The sequence below is a fragment of the Carnobacterium sp. CS13 genome (assembly GCF_016653495.1).
In the GTDB taxonomy this organism is placed as follows: Bacteria; Bacillota; Bacilli; order Lactobacillales; family Carnobacteriaceae; genus Carnobacterium_A; species Carnobacterium_A antarcticum.
Window position 1 is genome coordinate 764,367 of record NZ_CP067364.1, and the last position, 20,920, is coordinate 785,286.

A 20,920-nucleotide genomic window follows, 5' to 3' on the forward strand; every position below is an offset into this window, starting at 1 on the left:
ATGGAAGATATTGGCAAGAGTCTAACAAAAATGCTGAAAGAACGAAGTTTATCTGATCAATATGAAAAACTGATCCAAGATGTACTAGACGATCCTGATGTGCAACAGTTCATCGAAGAGAACCGAGAAAAATTGAGCAACGAAGCTATTGCGAAAAGTTATGCCAAGCTTTATGAATTTGTAAATGAAAAGAAAAAGTACCAAGAAAAAACCGGGATGATGGCTCCTGGATATCACCCTCAACTAGTGATGAATTATTATTTTATTGACGTCACTTATGTCCCCACAGCTGAATTGATCGCAAAACAAAAAGAACAGGCTATTAAAAGTCGGATTCATTCCATGGATATGCCTAAAGACGTCAGAACAGCGACATTTGAACGGTTTCATCTAACCGATGAACGAGCTGTCGCCATCACCGCTGCATATGATTTTATTGCAGACTATTTAGACGATCCGAAAGCTTTTCATCAAGGATTGTATTTACAAGGAGCATTTGGTGTTGGCAAATCATTTTTGTTGGGGGCTATTGCTCATGAGCTGGCTGAAAAAGGATACCCTTCTACACTGATGCATTTTCCTTCTTTCGCAGTAGAAATGAAACAAGCCATTGGCCAGAATACGACCGGAGAAAAATTAGAAGCTGTAAAAAAAGCTCCTATTTTAATGTTGGATGATATAGGTGCTGATTCAATGTCTAGTTGGATTAGAGACGATGTCTTAGGTGTCATTTTGCAGTACCGTATGCAAGAACAATTGCCAACGTTTTTTTCTTCCAATTTTGATATGAAACAATTGGGTGAAGAACATTTGCGAATGACGCAACGGGGAGAAGATGAACCATTAAAAGCTCAACGGATCATGGAACGTGTTCGATATTTATCTAAAGAAATCAAAATGATCGGTGAAAACCGCAGATTATCTTAACTCCATACCAATAAACGATGAAATGAAGAGCGGCATGATCATTTAATGAAACTTTACTTGAATTTATCCTGAAAGAATGGTTTAATTACATCAATAGATAAAATCTTTGAGAAAGACACCGAGATAAGAAAGCAATTTTTTAAGAGAGGGAAACAACTGCTGCAAGTTTCCTAAAATTGATCTTATGTTGACCCCTTTCGAGTGCCGCTGTGAACCGTTAAGTATTAGCAGCCGGTCGTTTAGCCAACGTTACCAGCTTAGAGAGAATTCCTGTTGATTGTGAATGGGGGATTCTAAATCTGGGTGGAACCACGAATTTTACGTCCCTTTTATGTTAGGTAACTAGCATAGAAGGGGCTTTTTTATTTGGTCACAGCTTGAAAGGCTTTTTTGATAGAAAAAAATTTGAATCATTGGAGGAATGAAACATGTCAGAAATCAATATTACTTTGCCGGATGGCGCTGTAAAACAATTTGCAGCAGGTTCGACAACAAAAGATATTGCTGAAAGCATCAGCAAAAGCTTAGCTAAAAAAGCATTAGCAGGGAAGTTCAATGGAGAATTGGTAGACTACACTCGACCGTTAGAAGCAGATGGTTCACTTGAAATCATCACACCGGATCATGAAGATGCGTTACAGATTTTACGCCATTCAAGTGCTCATTTAATGGCAAATGCGTTACGTCGTTTATATCCTGAAATCAAATTTGGTGTAGGTCCTGCTATTGAAAGCGGCTTTTATTATGATACAGATACAGAAACGCCGATTACGGAAGAAGATTTACCACTTATCGAAGCTAAAATGATGGAAATCGTGAAAGAAAATAATCCTATTGTCCGCAAAGAAGTTACACGTGCGGAAGCTCTTGAGTTATTTAAGGAAGATCCTTATAAAGTCGAATTGATCACTGAACTGCCAGAAGATGAAACGATCACAGTTTACGATCAAGGAGATTTTGTGGATTTATGCCGCGGCGTCCATGTTCCGTCAACTGGACGGATCCAAGTCTTTAAATTGCTTTCGCTTGCTGGAGCTTATTGGCGAGGAAATTCAGACAATAAAATGATGCAACGGATCTATGGGACAGCTTTCTTTGATAAAAAAGACTTGAAAGAGTTTATCAAAATGCGTGAAGAAGCTAAACTGCGCGATCATCGTAAATTAGGAAAAGAATTAGACTTATTTATGATCAGTCCTGAAGTTGGGCAAGGGTTACCATTCTGGTTACCAAAAGGGGCAACCATTCGCCGGACAATAGAACGGTATATCGTTGACCGTGAATTGAGTTTAGGGTACCAACACGTTTATACTCCGATCATGGCAGATGTTGAATTTTATAAAACATCTGGACACTGGGATCACTATCATGAAGACATGTTCCCGCCAATGGATATGGGAGATGGCGAAATGCTCGTCTTGCGCCCAATGAATTGTCCACACCATATGATGGTTTATAAAAATGACCTGCATAGTTACCGTGAATTGCCAATTCGAATTGCTGAATTAGGTCAAATGCATCGGTATGAAAAAAGTGGAGCTCTTTCAGGATTGCAACGCGTTCGTGAAATGACTTTAAATGATGGACATACGTTTGTTCGTCCAGATCAAATCTTAGAAGAATTCAAACGCACAATGGAATTGTTGTTAGCTGTTTATGCAGACTTTAATATCACAGATTATCGTTTCCGTTTGAGTTATCGGGATCCTAAAAACACAGATAAATATTTTGATGATGACGCAATGTGGGAAAAAGCTCAAACGATGCTTAAAGCAGCGATGGATGAGATGGGACTGGAATACTTTGAAGCCGAAGGAGAAGCAGCTTTTTATGGTCCAAAACTAGATGTTTTAGTGAAGACAGCCATTGGAATTGAAGAAACTCTCTCTACCGTTCAATTGGACTTCCTGTTGCCAGAGCGTTTTGATCTAACTTATGTTGGAGAAGATGGTGAAAATACTCATCGCCCAGTCGTTATTCATCGCGGAATCGTTTCTACAATGGAACGTTTCGTTGCCTACTTGATTGAAGAGTACAAAGGGGCATTCCCAACGTGGTTAGCGCCAGTGCAAGCTACGATTATTCCGGTAAACCTTGAGATGCATGCAGATTATGCTTATGAACTGAAAGAAAAAATGGCAGCAATCGGTATGCGCGTGGAAGTAGATGACCGTAATGAAAAAATGGGATATAAAATTAGAGCGTCACAAACACAAAAGATACCGTATCAATTGGTATTGGGAGATAATGAAGTAGCTGAATCAAGTGTCGCTGTCCGGAAGTATGGCGAAAAAGAAACAGAAATAATGCCAGTTTTTGAATTTTTAGAAGCCGTAAAAAAAGAAATTGAAAATTTTAGCCGTTAACAGTTTACAAAGATAGATAATCATGGTATGATGTATAAGTTGAGAAAACAAAGCAGGAGCCCTCGCTTCTCGCCTTAGTTGACTAAAAGTCTCTGGGCTAGATATAAACGATGATGACTTACGCACGGCGTAAGTTGGAAATTATTTATAGGCGGGTTCATAGTGAACTCGTCTATTTTTTTCTGCTGTTCTTTCTCTCAAATCTAATGGAGGTGTATGACCATAGCAAAAGATATGATGGTAAATGACGGCATTCGTGCACGTGAATTGCGCGTTATAGGTAGCGAAGGCGAACAACTTGGTCTTAAAACCAAAAGTGAAGCCTTGTCAATTGCAGAAGCAGCAAACTTAGACTTAGTTTTAGTAGCGCCCACAGCAAAACCACCCGTAGCACGAATCATGGATTACGGCAAATTCCGTTTTGAGCAACAGAAAAAAGAACGTGAAGCTCGTAAAAACCAAAAAGTCGTCGGACTGAAAGAAGTCCGTCTAAGTCCTACAATTGACTTAAATGACTTTAACACGAAATTACGTAATGCTCGTAAGTTCCTTGAAAAAGGCGATAAAGTTAAAGCATCAATTCGATTTAAAGGTCGTGCCATTACTCATAAAGAGATTGGTAAGAAAGTTTTAGATCGGTTAGCATTAGAAACTGCTGATATCGCTAGTATCGAATCAGCTGCTAAAATGGATGGACGTAGTATGTTCTTGATTTTAGCGCCAAAAACTGAAAAGTAAGAAGACTTTGAGGAGGAAAAATTAAATGCCAAAACAAAAAACACACCGTGGTTCAGCTAAACGTTTTAAAAGAACAGGCGGCGGCGGATTAAAACGTCACCATGCTAAAACAAGCCATATGTTCGCTAACAAATCTCAAAAGCAAAAACGTAAATTACGTAAATCTGCAATGGTATCAGATGGAGACTACAAACGTATTCGCCAAATGTTATCTCAATGGAAATAATTCCTAATAGAGTTTAATTCATTCGCTAACTTAACATAGCCTTAAAACATCATTGAAAAGAGTTTTCTTAGAAAGAAAACATCTTAGAGGAGGAAATTAATATGCCACGTGTAAAAGGTGGAACGGTTACTCGTAAACGTCACAAAAAAATATTAAAATTAGCAAAAGGGTATTATGGTTCTAAACATACTTTATTCAAAGTATCTAAACAAGCTGTTATGAAATCATATCAATACGCTTATAGAGATCGTCGTCAAAAGAAACGCGATTTCCGTAAATTATGGATTGCACGTATCAATGCAGCTGCTCGTATGAACAACATGAGCTACAGCACATTTATGCACGGTCTTAAATTAGCTGAAATTGATATCAACCGTAAAATGTTAGCTGATATCGCTGTTACAGACGCAGCAGCATTCACAGCATTAACCGAACAAGCTAAAACTGCTTTAGGAAAATAATGCTCTAAAAGCTGATTTTTTTACCCTTACTTATAAAAGGCGTAATGAAAAAACTCTCGAAAATGGATGTTATCATCTGTTTTTGAGAGTTTTTTTATTTTAAATTAGAAGAACCAAAAACACTGCCTATTTTGGTTTCCAGTATACTTAATGAACTTTGGTACGATTATTAGTGAGAAAAAGCCATAAAATAATGATTTGCTTAACAAATTTTAATTTTGTGATTGATTATATGATAATAAGATGATAATATAGTTTGAGTAAGCTAACGTTAATTTCATAACAAAAATTAATATAGCAATAAACAAACAGGGGGAATACAATATGCAAAAAAATAAATTTTTAAGTTTGCTAGGAATCACAGCTACTTCAGCTTTGGTATTAGCGGCTTGTGGTGGAAGCGGTAACTCAGGTGGCGATTCAGCGTCTTCAACTGCATCGGATGCAGGATTAGACAAGGAGCAAGTATTGAATCTGATAGAAAGCGGCGAAATCCCTACAATGGACTCGGTTCTAAATACAGATGTTGTCGGCGGAAACGTAATGAACAATGTTTTTGAAGGACTTTACCGTCAAGGACTAGATGGCAAGCTTGTTTTAGGTATGGCTGAAGCTGAACCAGAAACGAGTGAGGATAAGTTAACGTATACTTTCAAAATCAGAGAAGATGCTAACTGGTCTAATGGAGACCCTGTTACTGCAAATGACTTTGTGTACGCATGGCAGCGTTTGGCAGATCCAGATGAGGCAGCTTCTTATAACTACATGATTCAAGACATCGTTGAAAACGCAACAGAAATCATCAATGGTGAAATGGAACCAAGCGAATTGGGTGTTACAGCTATTGATGATAAGACGCTAGAAATCAAATTGGTTCGTGCCGTTCCTTACTTTAAAGATTTATTGACATTGCCGATGTATTACCCGCAAAATCAAGATTATGTAGAAGAGTTAGGCGATAAATTTGCTTCGAACAGCGACAATTTGATTTATAACGGTCCATTCACATTAACCGAATGGGACGGAACCGGCTTAAGCTGGGTATACCAAAAGAATGAAGACTATTGGGATGCAGATACCGTTAAGTTAGATACCATCAATTTTGACGTAGTGAAAGAAACTTCGACAGCATTAAACTTGTATGAAACAGGCAGTATTGACCGTATGAGATTAACTGGTGAATATGTACAAACCAAACAAGATGATGCTGATTTGAAATCAGAACCAACTTCTTCTGTATTCTACTTTAAATTCAACCAAGAACGAAATGGCGAAACAACGGATCTAGCCAATGAAAATATTCGTAAAGGGATTGCTATGGCTTTTGATAAAGAAGCTTATGCTAAGACAGTATTACAAAATGGTTCATTGCCAGCTGATGGTTTAGTACCACAGGGTTTAGCCGTTGATCCAGCTACTGGTGAAGATTTCCGTGACCAAAATGGCGACTTGTTGACTTTTAATGTTGAAGAAGCTCAAAAATACTTTGCAGCTGGTTTGAAAGAATTAGGAAAAGACAGTCTAACGCTTGAGATTCTTGGAGATGACGGCGAAAATGCTAAAAAATCACTAGAATTTATGCAGGGTCAATTGACTCAAAACTTGCCTGATCTAGACATCAAGTTACGGAATGTACCGTTTAAAGTACGTCTAGAAGCTGATACAAATCAAGATTACGACATTGAAATGTCTGGTTGGGGAGCTGACTACGCAGATCCAATCAACTTCTTAGAATTATTTGCTTCAGACAATGGAAACAACAAATCAAGCTATGCTAATGATGACTATGATGCTTTGATTAAGAGCTCATTAAGTGAAGTAGATGACTTAGAAAAACGCTGGACTGGTATGTTAGATGCTGAAAAAACCCTAATGGATACAGCAGGAATCGCACCAATTTACCAACGTTACAACGCAGTTTTAGAAAAACCATATGTTAAAGATATTGCTGCTCATTTAGTTGGAGCGGAGTACTCATACAAATGGGCTTATGTAGACGGTAAAGAATAATCTATGCTCCATCAAGAAAGAAGCGAAGTATGTTTTCGCTTCTTTTTTTTGCCTAATTATGTGAATGACTTAAAAGCTCCATTAGAGTAGGGTGATGGCGGATTGCGACTGTTTTTCCATAATGATAGAATCGACTATGTTAGTTATATGCAATTCTAAATGAAAGTCGATTTATTACGAGGAGGAACAAGATTGAAGAATTTAAAAATAAAGAGTTTCGTAGGAATCACGTTAATGTCTACTCTAGTACTTGCTGCATGTGGTTCAAATGATGCGGGTTCAAAAACTGGAAAAGATTCTAATACGACACAAGAATTGAATTTGATTGAAACGGCTGAAATCCCAACAATGGATTCTGTTTTAAATACAGATACAGTGGGCTCTACAGTCATGAACAATGTGCTAGAAGGATTGTATCGTTTGAATCTAAAGAACGAGCCAGAGCTCGCAATGGCGTCTGAAGACCCAACAATCAGCGAAGATGGTTTAACGTATACATTCAAAATCAAAGAAGACGCAAATTGGTCAAATGGAGAGCCTGTTACTGCTAACGATTTTGTTTTTGCATGGCGTCGTCTCGTAGATCCAGAATCTGCTTCACAATACTCTTATATGATGTCTGGAGTAATCGAAAATGCGGAAGAAATTAGTGCAGGGGATATGGCTCCTGAAGAGTTAGGCGTTCAAGCCATTGATGAAAAAACGTTAGAAGTTCAGTTGGCTGCAGAAGTACCGTACTTTAAAGATTTGTTGTCATTATCAATGTTCTTGCCTCAAAACGAAGCATATGTGACTGAAAAAGGAAGCCAATATGCTTCAAATAGCGACAACCTCTTGTATAACGGACCATTTGTTTTAACGGATTGGGATGGTACTGGTTTAAGCTGGTCTTACAAGAAAAATGATACTTATTGGGACGCTAGCACAGTTGAATTAGAGCAAATCAATGTAGATGTGGTTAAAGAAACATCAACTGCAATCAATTTATACGATGCAGGCAGTGTTGATACGATCAAGTTGTCAGGTGAGTATGTTCAAACCAAAGAAGGCGATCCTGATTTGAAATCAGAACCAACATCATCTGTCTTTTATTTTAAATACAACCAAGAACGTGATGGCAAACCAACACCATTAGCAAATGAAAATATCCGTAAAGCTATTTCAATGGCATTTGATAAAGAAGCCTATGCTAAAACGGTATTGCAAAATGGTTCATTGCCAGCAAATGGGTTAGTACCAGCTGGTCTAGCTAAGAACCCTGAAACAGATCAAGATTTCCGTGAAGAAAACGGCGATTTGTTAAGTTATGATATTAAAGCAGCACAAGAGTACATGAAAAAAGGTTTGGCTGAACTGGGCGAAGATTCATTGAAATTAGAATTGCTTTCAGATGATTCTGAAAATGCGAAAAAATCTTCTGAATATATGCAAGGACAACTGATGCAAAACCTTCCAGGTTTGGAGATCAGTATTCGTTCAGTGCCGTTTAACGTCCGTATTGATGTAAATCAACGTCAAGACTATGACATTCAAATGGCTGGCTGGGGAGCAGACTATGCAGATCCAATCAACTTTTTAGAATTGTTTGAAAGTACGAACTCAAATAACAAAGCAAGTATTGCTATTCCAGAGTATGACGCGTTAATTGAGAGCATCGGTTCCACACATATCAATGATCCAGAACAAAGATGGGCAGATATGATCGAAGCTGAAAAAATCTTACTTGATCAAGCAGCTATCGGACCAATTTACCAACGCTATAACGCAATTTTAGAAAAACCTTATGTTAAAAATATTGGTACACACTTAGTAGGACCTGAATACTCTTACAAATGGGCTTCTGTTGAAAATCACTAAATATAACAATTTTATGCAGACCAACTGTATTCAAGAAAGCAAGAAGGAAAGCTATTTTCCTTCTTGCTTATTTTGTGCAAAAGGCTAAAAAGTGTCGCCCTTTTTTTGCAATAGAATGTTATAGTATAGGAGATAATAGTATATTGGAGGGTTTACATGATGGAAGAAAAAGAATTAAGAATGCTAAAAAGATTGACTGATGCAAAAGGCGTACCTGGGAATGAAAAGCAAGTACGCGATATTTTCGTTGAATATGCTGGAAAATCAGCTGATTCTATCGTTTTTGATGGTTTAGGAAGTGTGATAGCTAAACATGTCGGTGATAAATCAGGGCCTAAGATATTGTTTGCTGGGCATTTAGATGAAGTTGGGTTTATGGTCACAACGATTACAGAAGAAGGGTTTATCAAGTTTCAACCGCTTGGCGGGTGGTGGGCACAAGTTATGCTAGCTCAACAAGTCGAGATCACAACTTCAAAAAATGCTGTTTTACATGGAGTGATCGGCTGCAAGCCGCCGCATGTATTGACGGCTGAAGTGCGTAATAAAGCCTATGATATCAAAGATATGTTTATTGATATCGGTGCTTCTAGCAAAGAAGAAGCGAATTCTTGGGGCGTAAAACCGGGCGATATGATAACCCCATATATTGAATTTAAACGTTTGAATCACTCGAAATTTCTCTTGGCAAAAGCTTGGGATAATCGGATTGGTACTGCTGTAACCTTAAAAGTATTAGAAAATCTGCAAAAAGAAGGACACCCCAATAAAGCATTTGCTGTAGGAAATGTACAAGAAGAAGTCGGTTTACGCGGCGCAAAAACAGCTACTCATTTGGTTGATCCTGATATTGCTTTTGCACTTGATACGGGAACAGCTGGAGATACACCTGGAATGACTCCTAAAGAAGCAGATTCAAAACTAGGACAAGGTCCTCAGATCATTATTTATGATGCATCAATGGTTGCCCATAAAGGCTTGCGAGACTTTGTTGTCAATGTAGCTGAAGAGTTAGCTATTCCTTTTCAATATACGGTAATTGCCGGTGGCGGAACGGATGCAGGCAGTCAACACGTAACAAGGAATGGAGTTCCGGCTTTGGCTATCACAGTAGCGACTCGGTATTTACACTCACATACTTCGGTTATCCACGAAGATGATTACTTAAACACAGTCAAACTGGTTACAGAAGTCGTTAAACGATTAGACAATGAAACAGTTAAAAAAATTAAATTTGGGTAAAGTATTTTGCTGATACACAGCCTGGGGGAAAGCTTATAATGTACGAGGTCCCAGTAAACCAATCGTGGCTATTTTTATAAAGGGGGTAGAAACAGGCATGGAGAGAGCTAAAAAAAGAATCGTTGTTATTGGTGGTGGGATAACAGGGTTGACTGTAGCTTACCGAGTTAAACAAAAACTCGAAAAAGAAAATTTACCCTTTGAATTGATCCTGTTAGAAGGATCGTTAAAAATAGGTGGAAAAATTTATACTATGAAAGTAGACGATTATTATATTGATTTAGGTGCCGAATCGATTGATACTCGTTATCCTGAAGCTTTAAAGTTGATTGAAGAACTAGGACTAGAAGATCAGTTAATTTATAGCGAAGGTAATAAACCCGATATTTTCTTTTATAATAAGCTACACCAACTGAATTATCCTACATATAAAGGGATCCCTATTAAGCAAAACGATATATGGAAAGATAAGCTGCTGACTTTGCATGGAAAGTTGGCGAGTTACAAATCGACTTTTTTCCCAGTGAAGAAATTAAAAAAAGATATTGAAACAAGCACTTACCTGAAAAGACGTTTTGGAGATGAAATGGTTGAACACATTGTTGAACCTTTCTTTTCTAAAATTTACGCTAGTGATGTAGACCGAATGGGCATCAAAGCTTCAAAAGAACTAGCCTATGATTTGGAATTAAAATACGGAAGCTTGTCAAAAGGATTAGCACATCATCCAGAATTATTAGACGGTTCTGGTAATTATGTAACGTTTGAAAAAGGTTTATCCGTTTTAACTGAAGCGCTTGAAGAAGAGTTGAAAGGTCATATTCAATATAGCAAAAAAGTATTAGAAATCAAAAAGAATGAAGAAGGAACCTATATACTTGATATCAATGGAAAAGAACAAGTACGCGTTGGAGCTATTTGTATCGCCACACCGGCCACTGAATACGCAAAGTTGATTGATCACCAAGAGGTTAATGAGTTATTTAGTCAAATTCAAACAGCTTCAATTGGGTACATTCTTTTTAGTTTTCCAAAAAAAGCTATCAAAAACGAACCAAAAGGCTTCGGAATCGTCACACCTAGAAGAAACGATTCTTTTGTTACATCAATTGTTTTCTTAGATAAAAAATGGCCTTTTTTAAAAAAGGCAGACGAAACTTTGATTGGTGTCAACTTTGGTAGAAATGGCGAAGATACCTTAGTTTCGTTGAGCAATAGGGAGATTGAAGATTTTATTCGAGAAGATCTTAAGATTATATTAGGTATTACTGAAGAGCCTAACTATCGAATTGTAAAACGTTGGCCAAACGCTATCCCTCAGTATACGGCTTCTCAAGAAGACGAAATGCAGAAAATTTCTAAAGTGTTTCGAACAGAATTTCCCGGTATTTATATTGCAGGAAATGGGCTAGAAGGGTTTGGCATCAACCAGTGCATTAAACAAGGAAATCGTATCGGGAAACAAATAGTGGAATACACGAAAAAACAAAATTGTATCTAAGTGAAATGAAGTTAAATAAAAGAGTCCCTTTTGGAAACGAAAAAGGGCTTTTTTATTTTCAATTTTCGATTAGTGGTGTATGGTAATAATAGAAGACTAAAACAAAGAGGAGAGTTCAATGATGCAATTGACAGTATTAGGGTATTGGGGTGGCTACCCAACGAAAAACGAAGGAACGAGTTCTTATCTTTTAGAATCTCAAGGGTTTCACTTATTGATTGATGCAGGTAGTGCATCATTGATTTCACTTGAAAATCATCTTGACCCTTTAAACTTAGATGCCGTTCTTTTAACTCATTACCATCAGGACCACATTGCTGATGTAGGTGTGCTGCAATACACAAGACAGCTCAAAAGAATGGACCATGACGAACGCAGAGCGCCTATTCTGCCGATATATGGGCACCAAGAGGATCAAGAAAACTTTCAGCGGCTAACGATGGAGAGAGTCACTGAAGGTATCGGATATCAAGAAGAAGAACCATTGACCGTCGGACCTTTTGGGATACAATTTATGAAGACTTTGCATCCTGTTCCTTGCTTCGCCTTGAGAATCACTGAAGAAAGTACAGGGAAAGTATTCGTATTTACGGCCGATTCTGGTTACTTGCCAGAATTTATTCCATTCAGTCAAGATGCAGATGTTCTTTTAGCTGATACGAATTTTTTTGAGGGGATGGAAAACCATCGTGTTCACATGACCTCGATTGAAGTTGCCCGAATTGCAAAAGAAGCAAATGTCAAAAAATTGATTTTAACTCACTTGCCGCAAGAAGGCGATTTAGAGTTATTAAAAGCACAAGCGGTCAATGAAGCACCTGATTTACCTGTTATTTTAGCTGAAAAAGATTTGGTTATTCAGATATAAAAAAACCATTTAGCTAACCAATAAGGTATAGTTAATTTTAATGATCATAATGAAAAGAGGAATAACAACATGTATTTTGTCGCAAACGAACGCAATGGACAAGAAATTTCGGATCCACGTATCAACTTAGCCATCGAAACTTTTTTATTGAAACACTTAACTTTGGATGAACCCATCTTGCTTTTTTATATAAATGAGCCGTCTATTATCATTGGACGAAATCAAAATACGATTGAAGAGATCAACACGGATTATGTTGAAAAAAATAATATCCATATTGTTCGCCGATTATCAGGAGGAGGAGCAGTTTACCATGATTTTGGAAATTTATCCTTTTGTTTTATTACAAAAGATGACGGCAATTCGTTCCGCGATTTTGGTAAATTTACTGAACCGGTTATTCAATCGCTTCATAAAATGGGAGTAGAAGGAGCCGCTTTAGAAGGCCGCAATGATTTAGTGATCGACGGACAGAAGTTCTCTGGAAACGCGATGTATTCAACGAATGGCCGCATGACAGCTCATGGTACGCTAATGTTTGACAGTGATGTGGAAGCAGTTGTGGGAGCGTTGAAAGTTAGAAAAGATAAAATAGAATCTAAAGGAATCAAGTCGATCAGAAGCCGAGTTACCAATATTCGTCCTTATCTGTCGGATGATTATCAATACATTACAACGAAAGAATTCCGTGATAAGTTGTTATTAAATATTTTTGAGGTTGATTCGCGAGAAGATGTTAAAGAATATAAATTAACAGAAGAAGATTGGGAGAAAATCGAAGAAATTTCCGCCGAATATTACCGAAATTGGGACTGGAATTACGGAAAATCACCGAAATTTGAATTGATTCGTCGTCATCGTTTCCCAATTGGTTCAGTTGAGTTTCAAATGAATATCGATAAAGGCCACATTCAAAATGTCCGTATTTATGGAGACTTCTTTGGTTTAGGAGAAATTTCAGACGTTGAAAAAAAATTAACGGGGATTAAGTACGAACCTAAAGAAATTGCAGCAGTTTTAGACACAATTGACATTAAGCATTATTTTGGCAATATCACAAAAGAAGAGCTAGTGCACTTGATTTATTAAGAGGAATCAGCTAATAACAAATAATCAGGAACGGACTCACTATCTTGTGAGCCCGTTCCTGATTATTTGTTTGATTTTAACGTGATTTTCTTCCAAGTCCAACAGCGTTTTTCATTTTTTGCAATGTTTTATTCGCAACTTTTCGAGCTGATTCAGCTCCTTGATCTAAGATGAGGTCTAGTTCGTCGGATTTCAGCAGTTCTGCATGTCGTTGTTGAATAGGTTCCATGACAGCGATGACAGCTGTTGCTAATTCATCTTTAAATTCCCCATATCCTTTGCCGGTATACATTGTGACTAATGAGTCAATGCTTTGGCCAGAAAAAGCAGAGAAAATAACCAAGAGATTAGAAATACCTGGTTTATTGATCGGATCATACTCGATGATTCCGCTTGAATCTGTTACAGCACTTTTAAATTTTTTACGAATAATAGAAGGCTCATCTAACATTGAAATAAATGATTTAGCATTTTTATCAGATTTGCTCATTTTTTTTGTTGGTTCTTGCAAACTCATAATACGTCCGCCTTCTTCAGGAATCTTCACTTCAGGTAAAGTCAAGATAGGCTGCCCAGAACTGTATTTATTGTTGAAACGTTCTACGAAATCACGTGTTAGTTCTAAGTGTTGCTTTTGATCATCTCCGACAGGAACTAAGTCAGTTTGGTATAAAATAATATCGGCAACCATCAAAGGAGGATAAGTCAATAATCCAGCAGACACTCCTGCACGTTTATTTTTCAAAGATTTGTCTTTAAATTGAGTCATTCGTTCTAACTCACCAAGGGATGTATTGCATTGAACGATCCAAGCCGCCTCAGCATGGGCTGAAACCTCCGATTGAATAAAGATAATCGATTTTTCAGGATCTAATCCAATAGCTAAATATAAAGCAGCGAGACTTTTGATTTGTTCTCTTAATTTTAACCGATCTTGAGGCATTGTAATAGCGTGTTCGTCAACGATACAGTAATAACTATTGTAGTCTTCTTGTAAAGCAACAAATTGCTTCATGGCTCCAATATAATTTCCGATAGTAGGAATCCCGCTAGGCTGAATTCCTGAAAAGATGGTTTGCATAAAAACACTCCTTTTGAAAATTGCAATACATTCATTATACGTTATAAAACCAAAAATGGGCAAAGAGTCTATTAACTTCTCTATTCTTTATTTAAAATAAGTAATGACCGGCTAAAGCGATAAGACAAATGATCAATAAGCCAAAACCTACTTTTAACGGGTATTTATAACCAGTTCCAACAGCTCTTGATAAAGCCATAAGTTCAGTTTCATCATCCACCAAAGGTTCCTTCCGTTTTGCTATAGCAGCAACTCTTCTCATACTGTAATGAAAGAAGTCAAAAACGCCTGAATGAAGAGTAGCCCAAAATAATCCGATGATCAAAAAAGCGCCAGCAATCATAAAAGTAAGATTAGTTGTCTGTAAAAAACTGATTTTTTGATAGAGAATCAATTCAGAAATTAAGCATAAAATAAGAATGATGATAATAAGATTAGTAGCAGTAAGTTTAAATCTCATTTTTTAACCTCCAGAAGATTCGTACTCTATTTAAATTTACATGAAAACAAATATAAATACAACGGAAAAATAAAATAACAATTTGATGAACAAACGGGTAGCATCAGCTGTGTTTATGCCATTTGTTTTTAATTTTTCGGCATTATAATATGGGTGAAACAAAAATTCTTTTGCAATTATGCTTTTGACAAGCTATTCTATATAGTATATTCTCTTTTTGAATAGAATTAAAATTAATCGTTGGAGGTGCTTAAATCGATGAAAAGTTATGCTAAATTTCTTGGGAAACGTATCTTGTATATGTTTTTGACATTATTCTTAATTGCATCGATCACATTCTTCCTGATGAAGCTCTTACCCGGTACTCCATACAGTAACCAGGATAAATTATCAGAGGAACAAATCTTTATCATGAATGAAAAATATGGACTAAATGAACCTGTTCCGGTTCAATACTTAGTTTATATAACCGGCTTATTGAAAGGAGATTTAGGTGTTTCTTTTCAATTCAATAACACTCCTGTAACAGAATTGCTGTCTACGCGGGTAGGGCCATCCATGCAGCTGGGGATTCAGGCGGTAGTCTTAGGAACGGTCTTAGGGATTATCTTAGGGGTTATAGCCGCTATGAATCAGAATACTTGGATCGATACAACAGCTACCTTTACAGCAATCTTAGGGCGGTCGATACCAAACTTTGTTATTGCAGTACTGTTACAGCTGATTTTTGGAGTTTACTTAAAGTGGTTCCCGATCGCTTTGTGGAATGATGGATTTCAGTCATCTGTCTTACCGACCTTAGCACTCGCCATTTCGCCTCTTGCAGATTCGGCTCGTTTTATTCGAACTGAGATGGTAGAGGTTCTTGGCAGTGATTATGTCGAATTGGCACGAGCTAAAGGTTTGAGCCGATGGATCGTAGCTTTTAAACACGGTGTTCGGAATGCCTTGATTCCTTTGGTAACCATTTTGGGGCCTATGGCTGTCGGTTTAATGACCGGTTCAATGGTTGTTGAAAATATTTTTGCTATTCCAGGGATTGGTGAACAATTCGTTAAATCAATTATGACTAATGACTATCCTACGATCATGGGTGTAACAGTTTTATACTCTGCAATGCTTGTAGGCATTATCTTAGTAGTGGATATTCTTTACGGAGTAATAGATCCACGTATTCGTGTTGCAACTGAAGGAGGGGACAATTAATGAGTGATTCAAAACAAAAAGCTGTTGTTGATGAGACAACTACCTTGCCTCCTGAAATGTTTGTTCCAGCTGGTAGTTTAAATGCAGCAGATAATGAAAAAATAGCAGCGCCTTCTTTAAGTTTTCTACAGGATTCTTGGAGACGATTAAAGAAAAATAAAGCTGCGGTAGTTAGTTTGTTTGTACTGATTATTTTTGTTATCTTAAGTATTGCAGCTCCGGTCATTTCGCCACATGATCCGAACCACCAAACGGTTTCACATGCTAACTTGCCGCCTAAAATTCCAGGATTAAACATTGATGGTTTAAACGGAACGCAAGTTATGGGGAATACACGTGTGGACAAATACGAACAGCAAGGTGTGCCAACAGATGCTTATTATATTTTAGGAACAGATGGCTTAGGCCGTGATTTGCTTTCGCGTATCTTACACGGAACCCGCGTGTCGCTCTTGATTGCCTTTGTCGCAGCGTTATTTGACTTAACCATAGGTGTTCTTTATGGATTAGTATCAGGTTGGGCTGGCGGAAAAGTTGATAACGCTATGCAACGGTTATTGGAGATTTTATCCGGTGTGCCAAACTTAGTTGTGGTTATCTTAATGTTATTAGTCTTAGACCCAGGTATTAAATCAATTATTATCGCTTTAGCGATTACAGGTTGGATTTCAATGGCTCGGGTTATTCGAGCACAAACATTGAAGTTGAAAAACCAAGAATATATTTTAGCAGCAAAAACATTGGGAGAGTCTCCCTTTAAAATTGCTATTAAACATTTGATTCCAAATTTATCAGGGATTATTATCATTCAAACAATGTTTTCAATTCCAGCGGCTATTTTCTTTGAAGCCTTCTTAAGTTTCATTGGTATTGGTATTCCAGCACCAACGGCTTCTTTAGGAACATTGATTAACGATGGTTACAAAACATTCCGTTTCTTACCACATTTGATGTGGTATCCGGCAGCTGTTATTTGTATTTTGATGATTTCATTTAACTTGCTAGCTGATGGTTTACGTGATGCATTTGATCCAAAAATGAAAGATTAGCGAGGTGAATCCGAATGAATAATGTATTAGAAGTTAAGAATTTGAATATCACATTCGACACCTATGCTGGTAAAGTAAAAGCCATTCGTGGTGTCAGTTTCAATTTAAAAAAAGGGGAGACATTAGCTATCGTCGGTGAGTCTGGTTCTGGTAAATCCGTGACGACTCGCAGTATTATGCGTTTGCTTTCTCAAAACGCTAATGTTGAGCAAGGCGAGATTTTGTTCAATGGCAGCGACCTAATTAAAAAAACCGAAAAAGAAATGCAAGGCATCCGAGGAAAGGATATCGCTATGATTTTCCAAGATCCGATGACGTCGCTTAATCCGACAATGACGATTGGAAAACAAGTATCTGAACCGATTCGCCTTCATCAAAAATTAAATAAAGATGAAGCATCTAAGCGTGCTCTAGAATTGTTAAATTTGGTAGGGTTGCCTCATGCTGAAAAACGTATGAAACAATACCCGCATCAATTTTCAGGTGGACAAAGACAACGAATCGTTATTGCGATTGCCTTAGCTTGTAATCCGGAAATTTTGATAGCTGATGAACCGACAACAGCTTTAGACGTAACAATTCAAGCGCAAATTCTTGATTTGATGAAAGAACTGCAAAAGAAAATTTCAACTTCGATTATTTTTATTACACATGATTTAGGCGTAGTAGCTAACGTAGCTGACCGCGTAGCGGTTATGTATGCTGGAAAAATCGTAGAAGTAGGAACTGTTGATGAGATTTTTTATAATCCACAACACCCATATACTTGGGGATTGATTAGTTCAATGCCTACATTAGAGATCAAAGAGACGCTTTATGCAATCCCAGGAACGCCTCCGGACTTACTGGATCCACCTGTAGGAGATGCTTTTGCTCCTCGTAACGAGTTTGCGATGAAAATCGATACTGAATTAGAACCGCCTTTGTTTAAAGTTTCTGAGACTCATTATGCAGCAACTTGGTTATTGCACCCTAATGCACCAGCAGTTGAACCACCTGCTGAAATTAAAGCACGTCAAGAAATCTATAAGCAAAAATTTTCAAAACATCAACACAATGAAGATTCAGCCGTTTTTGATGCTAACCATGAAGTAAAAGGAGGCGTCTAAAAATGGAGAACAGAGAAAAAATATTAGAAGTTAAAGGATTAAAGCAATACTTTAACAGTGGGACTAAAAATGAAGTTCGTGCAGTAGATGATGTGACTTTTGACATTTATAAAGGGGAGACTTTCGGTTTAGTTGGAGAGTCCGGTTCAGGTAAATCGACAACTGGTCGTTCAATTATTCGTCTTTACAACCCAACAGCTGGCGAAATAGATTTTCAAGGAACTAAAGTCCACAGTATTAAAGGTAAAAAGGAAATGTTGTCATTCAGAAGAGATATGCAAATGATTTTTCAAGATCCTTATGCTTCATTAAATCCGAAAATGAAAGTACGCGACATTATTGCCGAAGGAATTGATATTCATAATTTAGCTACTTCAACTGAAGACCGTAATCGTCAAGTAGATGAGTTGCTGAAAACGGTCGGACTAAATCCAGACCATGCTTCACGTTATCCGCATGAATTTTCAGGTGGCCAACGTCAGCGTATCGGAATCGCAAGAGCTCTTGCAGTTAAACCAAAATTTATTATTGCGGATGAACCTATCTCGGCTTTAGATGTTTCTATACAAGCCCAAGTAGTAAATTTGTTAATGGAATTACAAAAAACGCAAGATTTGACGTTCTTGTTTATTGCCCATGACTTATCAATGGTGAAATATATCAGTGACCGTATTGGAGTAATGAACAATGGTAAATTACTTGAATTAGCAGCTGCTGACGAAGTTTACAATAGACCTTTGCATCCTTATACGGAAAGTTTATTGTCTGCTGTTCCATTGCCGGATCCTGAGTATGAGCGCAATCGTGTCCGGACGCCTTATATTCGTAGAGAAGCAAATGAAGAAGCAGAAGAATTAAGAGAAATTACACCAGGACATTTTGTTTACTGTCGTGAATCAGATGTAGCAGCTTTGAAAGAAAAAAAAGCGAACTACGCGAAATAAATTCAAGTCGAAAAACAGACATTTCTAATATATTAGAAATGTCTGTTTTTATGTCTTCTATTTTTTAATGCAAAAAAACTTATTTACAATAAAGACTTAATTGTAATGATTATCAATATACAATTATTGTCTATTAACGTTGATGCATAAAGGGTTTTGTTGAGTTAAATGTGAACGGAAAATCGTGGAGTACAGAGATAACAACGAAAAATGTCTTAAAAGTGACGGAACTTTGACAAAAAGGGTAGTATTATTTTTTTAGGTAGTGTATAATAGGTCTTGTAAGCCAGTTAAGGGTGTCATTAAAATTATTTTATTGGCTATCTATCCGACTAAAAAAGGAGAGACATAACATATGGTTACTTTATATACATCACCTAGTTGTACTTCATGCCGCAAAGCTCGTGCGTGGTTAGAAGAAAACAACATTACTTATACAGAAAGAAATATTTTTTCTGAACCTTTATCTATTCCTGAGATTAAATCAATTTTGCGGATGACGGAAGATGGAACAGAAGAAATCATTTCTACTAGATCAAAGGTCTTTCAAGAATTAGATGTTGATTTAGATGATTTACCTCTTCAAAACTTGTTTGATTTAATTCAAGTAAATCCTGGGCTTTTACGTCGACCAATCATGTTAGATGATAAAAGATTGCAAGTAGGATACAATGAAGATGAAATTCGACGCTTTTTACCTAGAGAAGTTCGTGCGCTTGAATTACAGCATGCACAAAAAATCGTTGGGTATTAAATTTGTGAGAATGATTTAATAGAGTCTGGAACAGAATTGCTTTTAAGTAATTCTATTCCAGGCTTTTCCGTATTTATTAAACTAATAAACTAAACAGAGTTAATAAATGCAAAGTATTTTTTTGTTTGTTTAAAAGTGGGATTGGGCCTGCTTTAATTAATGAGAGCTCGTAAGAAGAGGATCTCTCGAAGCAGCTATTTTTTTCGGACACTTTTATCTTTACATTTAATATATTTGCTTTAAAATAGTTAGTATAAATAGTTCTTGCGATTATTTGAAGATAACCGCAGAAATGAAGAAATGAGGTGTAGGACTATGGAAATGGAACACATAAATGAAAATACAATCCGTGTACTCATTGGAAATGCTGATTTGGAAGAAAGAGGCATAACCTTTTTAGATCTTTTAGGGAATCATAAACAGATTGAAGAATTCTTTTACAGTATTTTGGAAGAAGTCGACGTGGATGAACAGTTCCATGAATCTGATGCAATTACATTTCAGGTTTTACCTAATGGCAGTGGTTTAGAATTGTTCATTAGTAAAGGTGGTCCATTAAGCGAAGATATTGACTTTTCTTCAGCATCTGATAATTTTGGTTCAGGAGATTTTTCACAGTTGATAAAAAAACAATTAGTTCAAGATGGACAAACAGATAACGTAGAAAATTATTTAGGCAATCCAAATAAAGAAATTGAAGAAGTTGTCTTGCGTTTCAATCAATTCGAAGACATGGTTTCACTATCAAAAAGATTGTATCTAGACAATGCAGCATCGAATCTTTATTTATATAAAGGCGATTATTTCTTGCATTTAGTTTTCTTTGTTGAAGAGATGATTGAACGAAGCGTTGATGAAGAGGTTTCTTTAGCACTTGAATTTGCTGAAAAGACTCCCATTACTCATGGTGTGTTGACTGAGCATGGACAATTGATCATGGAAAACAGCGCACTAGAGTTAACACGTTACTATTTCAAATAAGTATATAGGTGAAGGAACTAAGAGACGGAAAGCCTCTTAGTTCCTTTTTTT

19 protein-coding genes are annotated in these 20,920 nt (G+C 37.0%); 17 read left to right on the top strand and 2 right to left on the bottom strand.

The features are described 5' to 3' along the window. From dnaI to JHE06_RS03715, 11 genes are all read left to right on the top strand, one after another. Complete coding sequence (gene dnaI / locus JHE06_RS03665) at positions 1–927, top strand: primosomal protein DnaI (RefSeq protein WP_201089521.1); 927 nt, start codon at positions 1–3, stop codon at positions 925–927. A 428-nt stretch (positions 928–1,355) separates the two neighbouring features. After that, positions 1,356–3,293, top strand: coding sequence for a threonine--tRNA ligase (gene thrS / locus JHE06_RS03670; protein WP_201089523.1), 1,938 nt, complete (start codon positions 1,356–1,358; stop codon positions 3,291–3,293). A 216-nt stretch (positions 3,294–3,509) separates the two neighbouring features. Beyond that, entirely contained in the window at positions 3,510–4,031 is a 522-nt protein-coding gene (infC, locus tag JHE06_RS03675; protein WP_058918072.1) for a translation initiation factor IF-3, read from the top strand. A gap of 25 nt (positions 4,032–4,056) precedes the next feature. Further along, on the top strand, positions 4,057–4,257 hold the full coding sequence (rpmI, locus tag JHE06_RS03680) for a 50S ribosomal protein L35 (protein ID WP_201089525.1): 201 nt from the start codon (positions 4,057–4,059) through the stop codon (positions 4,255–4,257). 101 nt (positions 4,258–4,358) lie between these two features. Further along, positions 4,359–4,718, top strand: coding sequence for a 50S ribosomal protein L20 (gene rplT / locus JHE06_RS03685; RefSeq protein ID WP_058918074.1), 360 nt, complete (start codon positions 4,359–4,361; stop codon positions 4,716–4,718). A gap of 324 nt (positions 4,719–5,042) precedes the next feature. After that, a complete protein-coding gene (locus JHE06_RS03690; protein WP_058920170.1) occupies positions 5,043–6,728 on the top strand; it encodes a peptide ABC transporter substrate-binding protein in 1,686 nt (561 codons plus the stop codon). A gap of 192 nt (positions 6,729–6,920) precedes the next feature. After that, positions 6,921–8,585 (top strand): peptide ABC transporter substrate-binding protein, encoded by a 1,665-nt coding sequence (locus tag JHE06_RS03695; RefSeq protein ID WP_442861670.1) that lies wholly within the window; start codon positions 6,921–6,923, stop codon positions 8,583–8,585. A 159-nt stretch (positions 8,586–8,744) separates the two neighbouring features. Continuing rightward, positions 8,745–9,827: a M42 family metallopeptidase gene (locus JHE06_RS03700; RefSeq protein WP_058920336.1), complete on the top strand. Its 1,083-nt coding sequence runs from the start codon at positions 8,745–8,747 to the stop codon at positions 9,825–9,827. 97 nt (positions 9,828–9,924) lie between these two features. Beyond that, positions 9,925–11,328 carry a protoporphyrinogen oxidase gene (gene hemG, locus JHE06_RS03705; RefSeq protein ID WP_058920171.1) on the top strand — a complete coding sequence of 468 codons (1,404 nt, stop codon included), beginning with the start codon at positions 9,925–9,927 and terminating at the stop codon, positions 11,326–11,328. 121 nt (positions 11,329–11,449) lie between these two features. Continuing rightward, positions 11,450–12,196, top strand: coding sequence for an MBL fold metallo-hydrolase (locus tag JHE06_RS03710; RefSeq protein WP_058920337.1), 747 nt, complete (start codon positions 11,450–11,452; stop codon positions 12,194–12,196). A gap of 69 nt (positions 12,197–12,265) precedes the next feature. Then, positions 12,266–13,285: a lipoate--protein ligase gene (locus JHE06_RS03715; RefSeq protein WP_058920172.1), complete on the top strand. Its 1,020-nt coding sequence runs from the start codon at positions 12,266–12,268 to the stop codon at positions 13,283–13,285. Positions 13,286–13,361: 76 nt separating this feature from the next. On the opposite strand, the gene trpS is transcribed toward JHE06_RS03715, so the two are convergent. Together trpS and JHE06_RS03725 are read right to left on the bottom strand one after the other, a co-directional pair. Beyond that, a complete protein-coding gene (trpS, locus tag JHE06_RS03720; protein ID WP_058918075.1) occupies positions 13,362–14,366 on the bottom strand; it encodes a tryptophan--tRNA ligase in 1,005 nt (334 codons plus the stop codon). A 91-nt stretch (positions 14,367–14,457) separates the two neighbouring features. Further along, the gene (locus JHE06_RS03725) at positions 14,458–14,826 is read right to left on the bottom strand and encodes a DUF3899 domain-containing protein (protein ID WP_058918076.1); all 369 of its coding nucleotides are present in this window, start codon (positions 14,824–14,826) and stop codon (positions 14,458–14,460) included. A gap of 258 nt (positions 14,827–15,084) precedes the next feature. On the opposite strand from JHE06_RS03725, the gene opp3b reads away from it, so the two are divergent. The 6 genes from opp3b (at position 15,085) to JHE06_RS03755 (ending at position 20,869) form a co-directional block, all read left to right on the top strand. Further along, a complete protein-coding gene (gene opp3b / locus JHE06_RS03730; RefSeq protein WP_058918077.1) occupies positions 15,085–16,032 on the top strand; it encodes an oligopeptide ABC transporter permease in 948 nt (315 codons plus the stop codon). A 56-nt stretch (positions 16,033–16,088) separates the two neighbouring features. Beyond that, complete coding sequence (gene opp3C, locus JHE06_RS03735; protein ID WP_156413299.1) at positions 16,089–17,081, top strand: oligopeptide ABC transporter permease; 993 nt, start codon at positions 16,089–16,091, stop codon at positions 17,079–17,081. A gap of 14 nt (positions 17,082–17,095) precedes the next feature. Then, a complete protein-coding gene (locus JHE06_RS03740) occupies positions 17,096–18,190 on the top strand; it encodes an ABC transporter ATP-binding protein (RefSeq protein ID WP_058918079.1) in 1,095 nt (364 codons plus the stop codon). Between the two features lie 2 nt (positions 18,191–18,192). Next, positions 18,193–19,134, top strand: a complete 942-nt coding sequence (locus JHE06_RS03745; protein WP_058918080.1) for an ABC transporter ATP-binding protein — start codon at positions 18,193–18,195, stop codon at positions 19,132–19,134. Positions 19,135–19,489: 355 nt separating this feature from the next. Continuing rightward, positions 19,490–19,888 carry a transcriptional regulator SpxA gene (spxA, locus tag JHE06_RS03750; RefSeq protein ID WP_058918081.1) on the top strand — a complete coding sequence of 133 codons (399 nt, stop codon included), beginning with the start codon at positions 19,490–19,492 and terminating at the stop codon, positions 19,886–19,888. Positions 19,889–20,203: 315 nt separating this feature from the next. Further along, complete coding sequence (locus tag JHE06_RS03755; RefSeq protein WP_058918082.1) at positions 20,204–20,869, top strand: adaptor protein MecA; 666 nt, start codon at positions 20,204–20,206, stop codon at positions 20,867–20,869. The last annotated feature ends 51 nt before the right edge of the window (positions 20,870–20,920 follow it).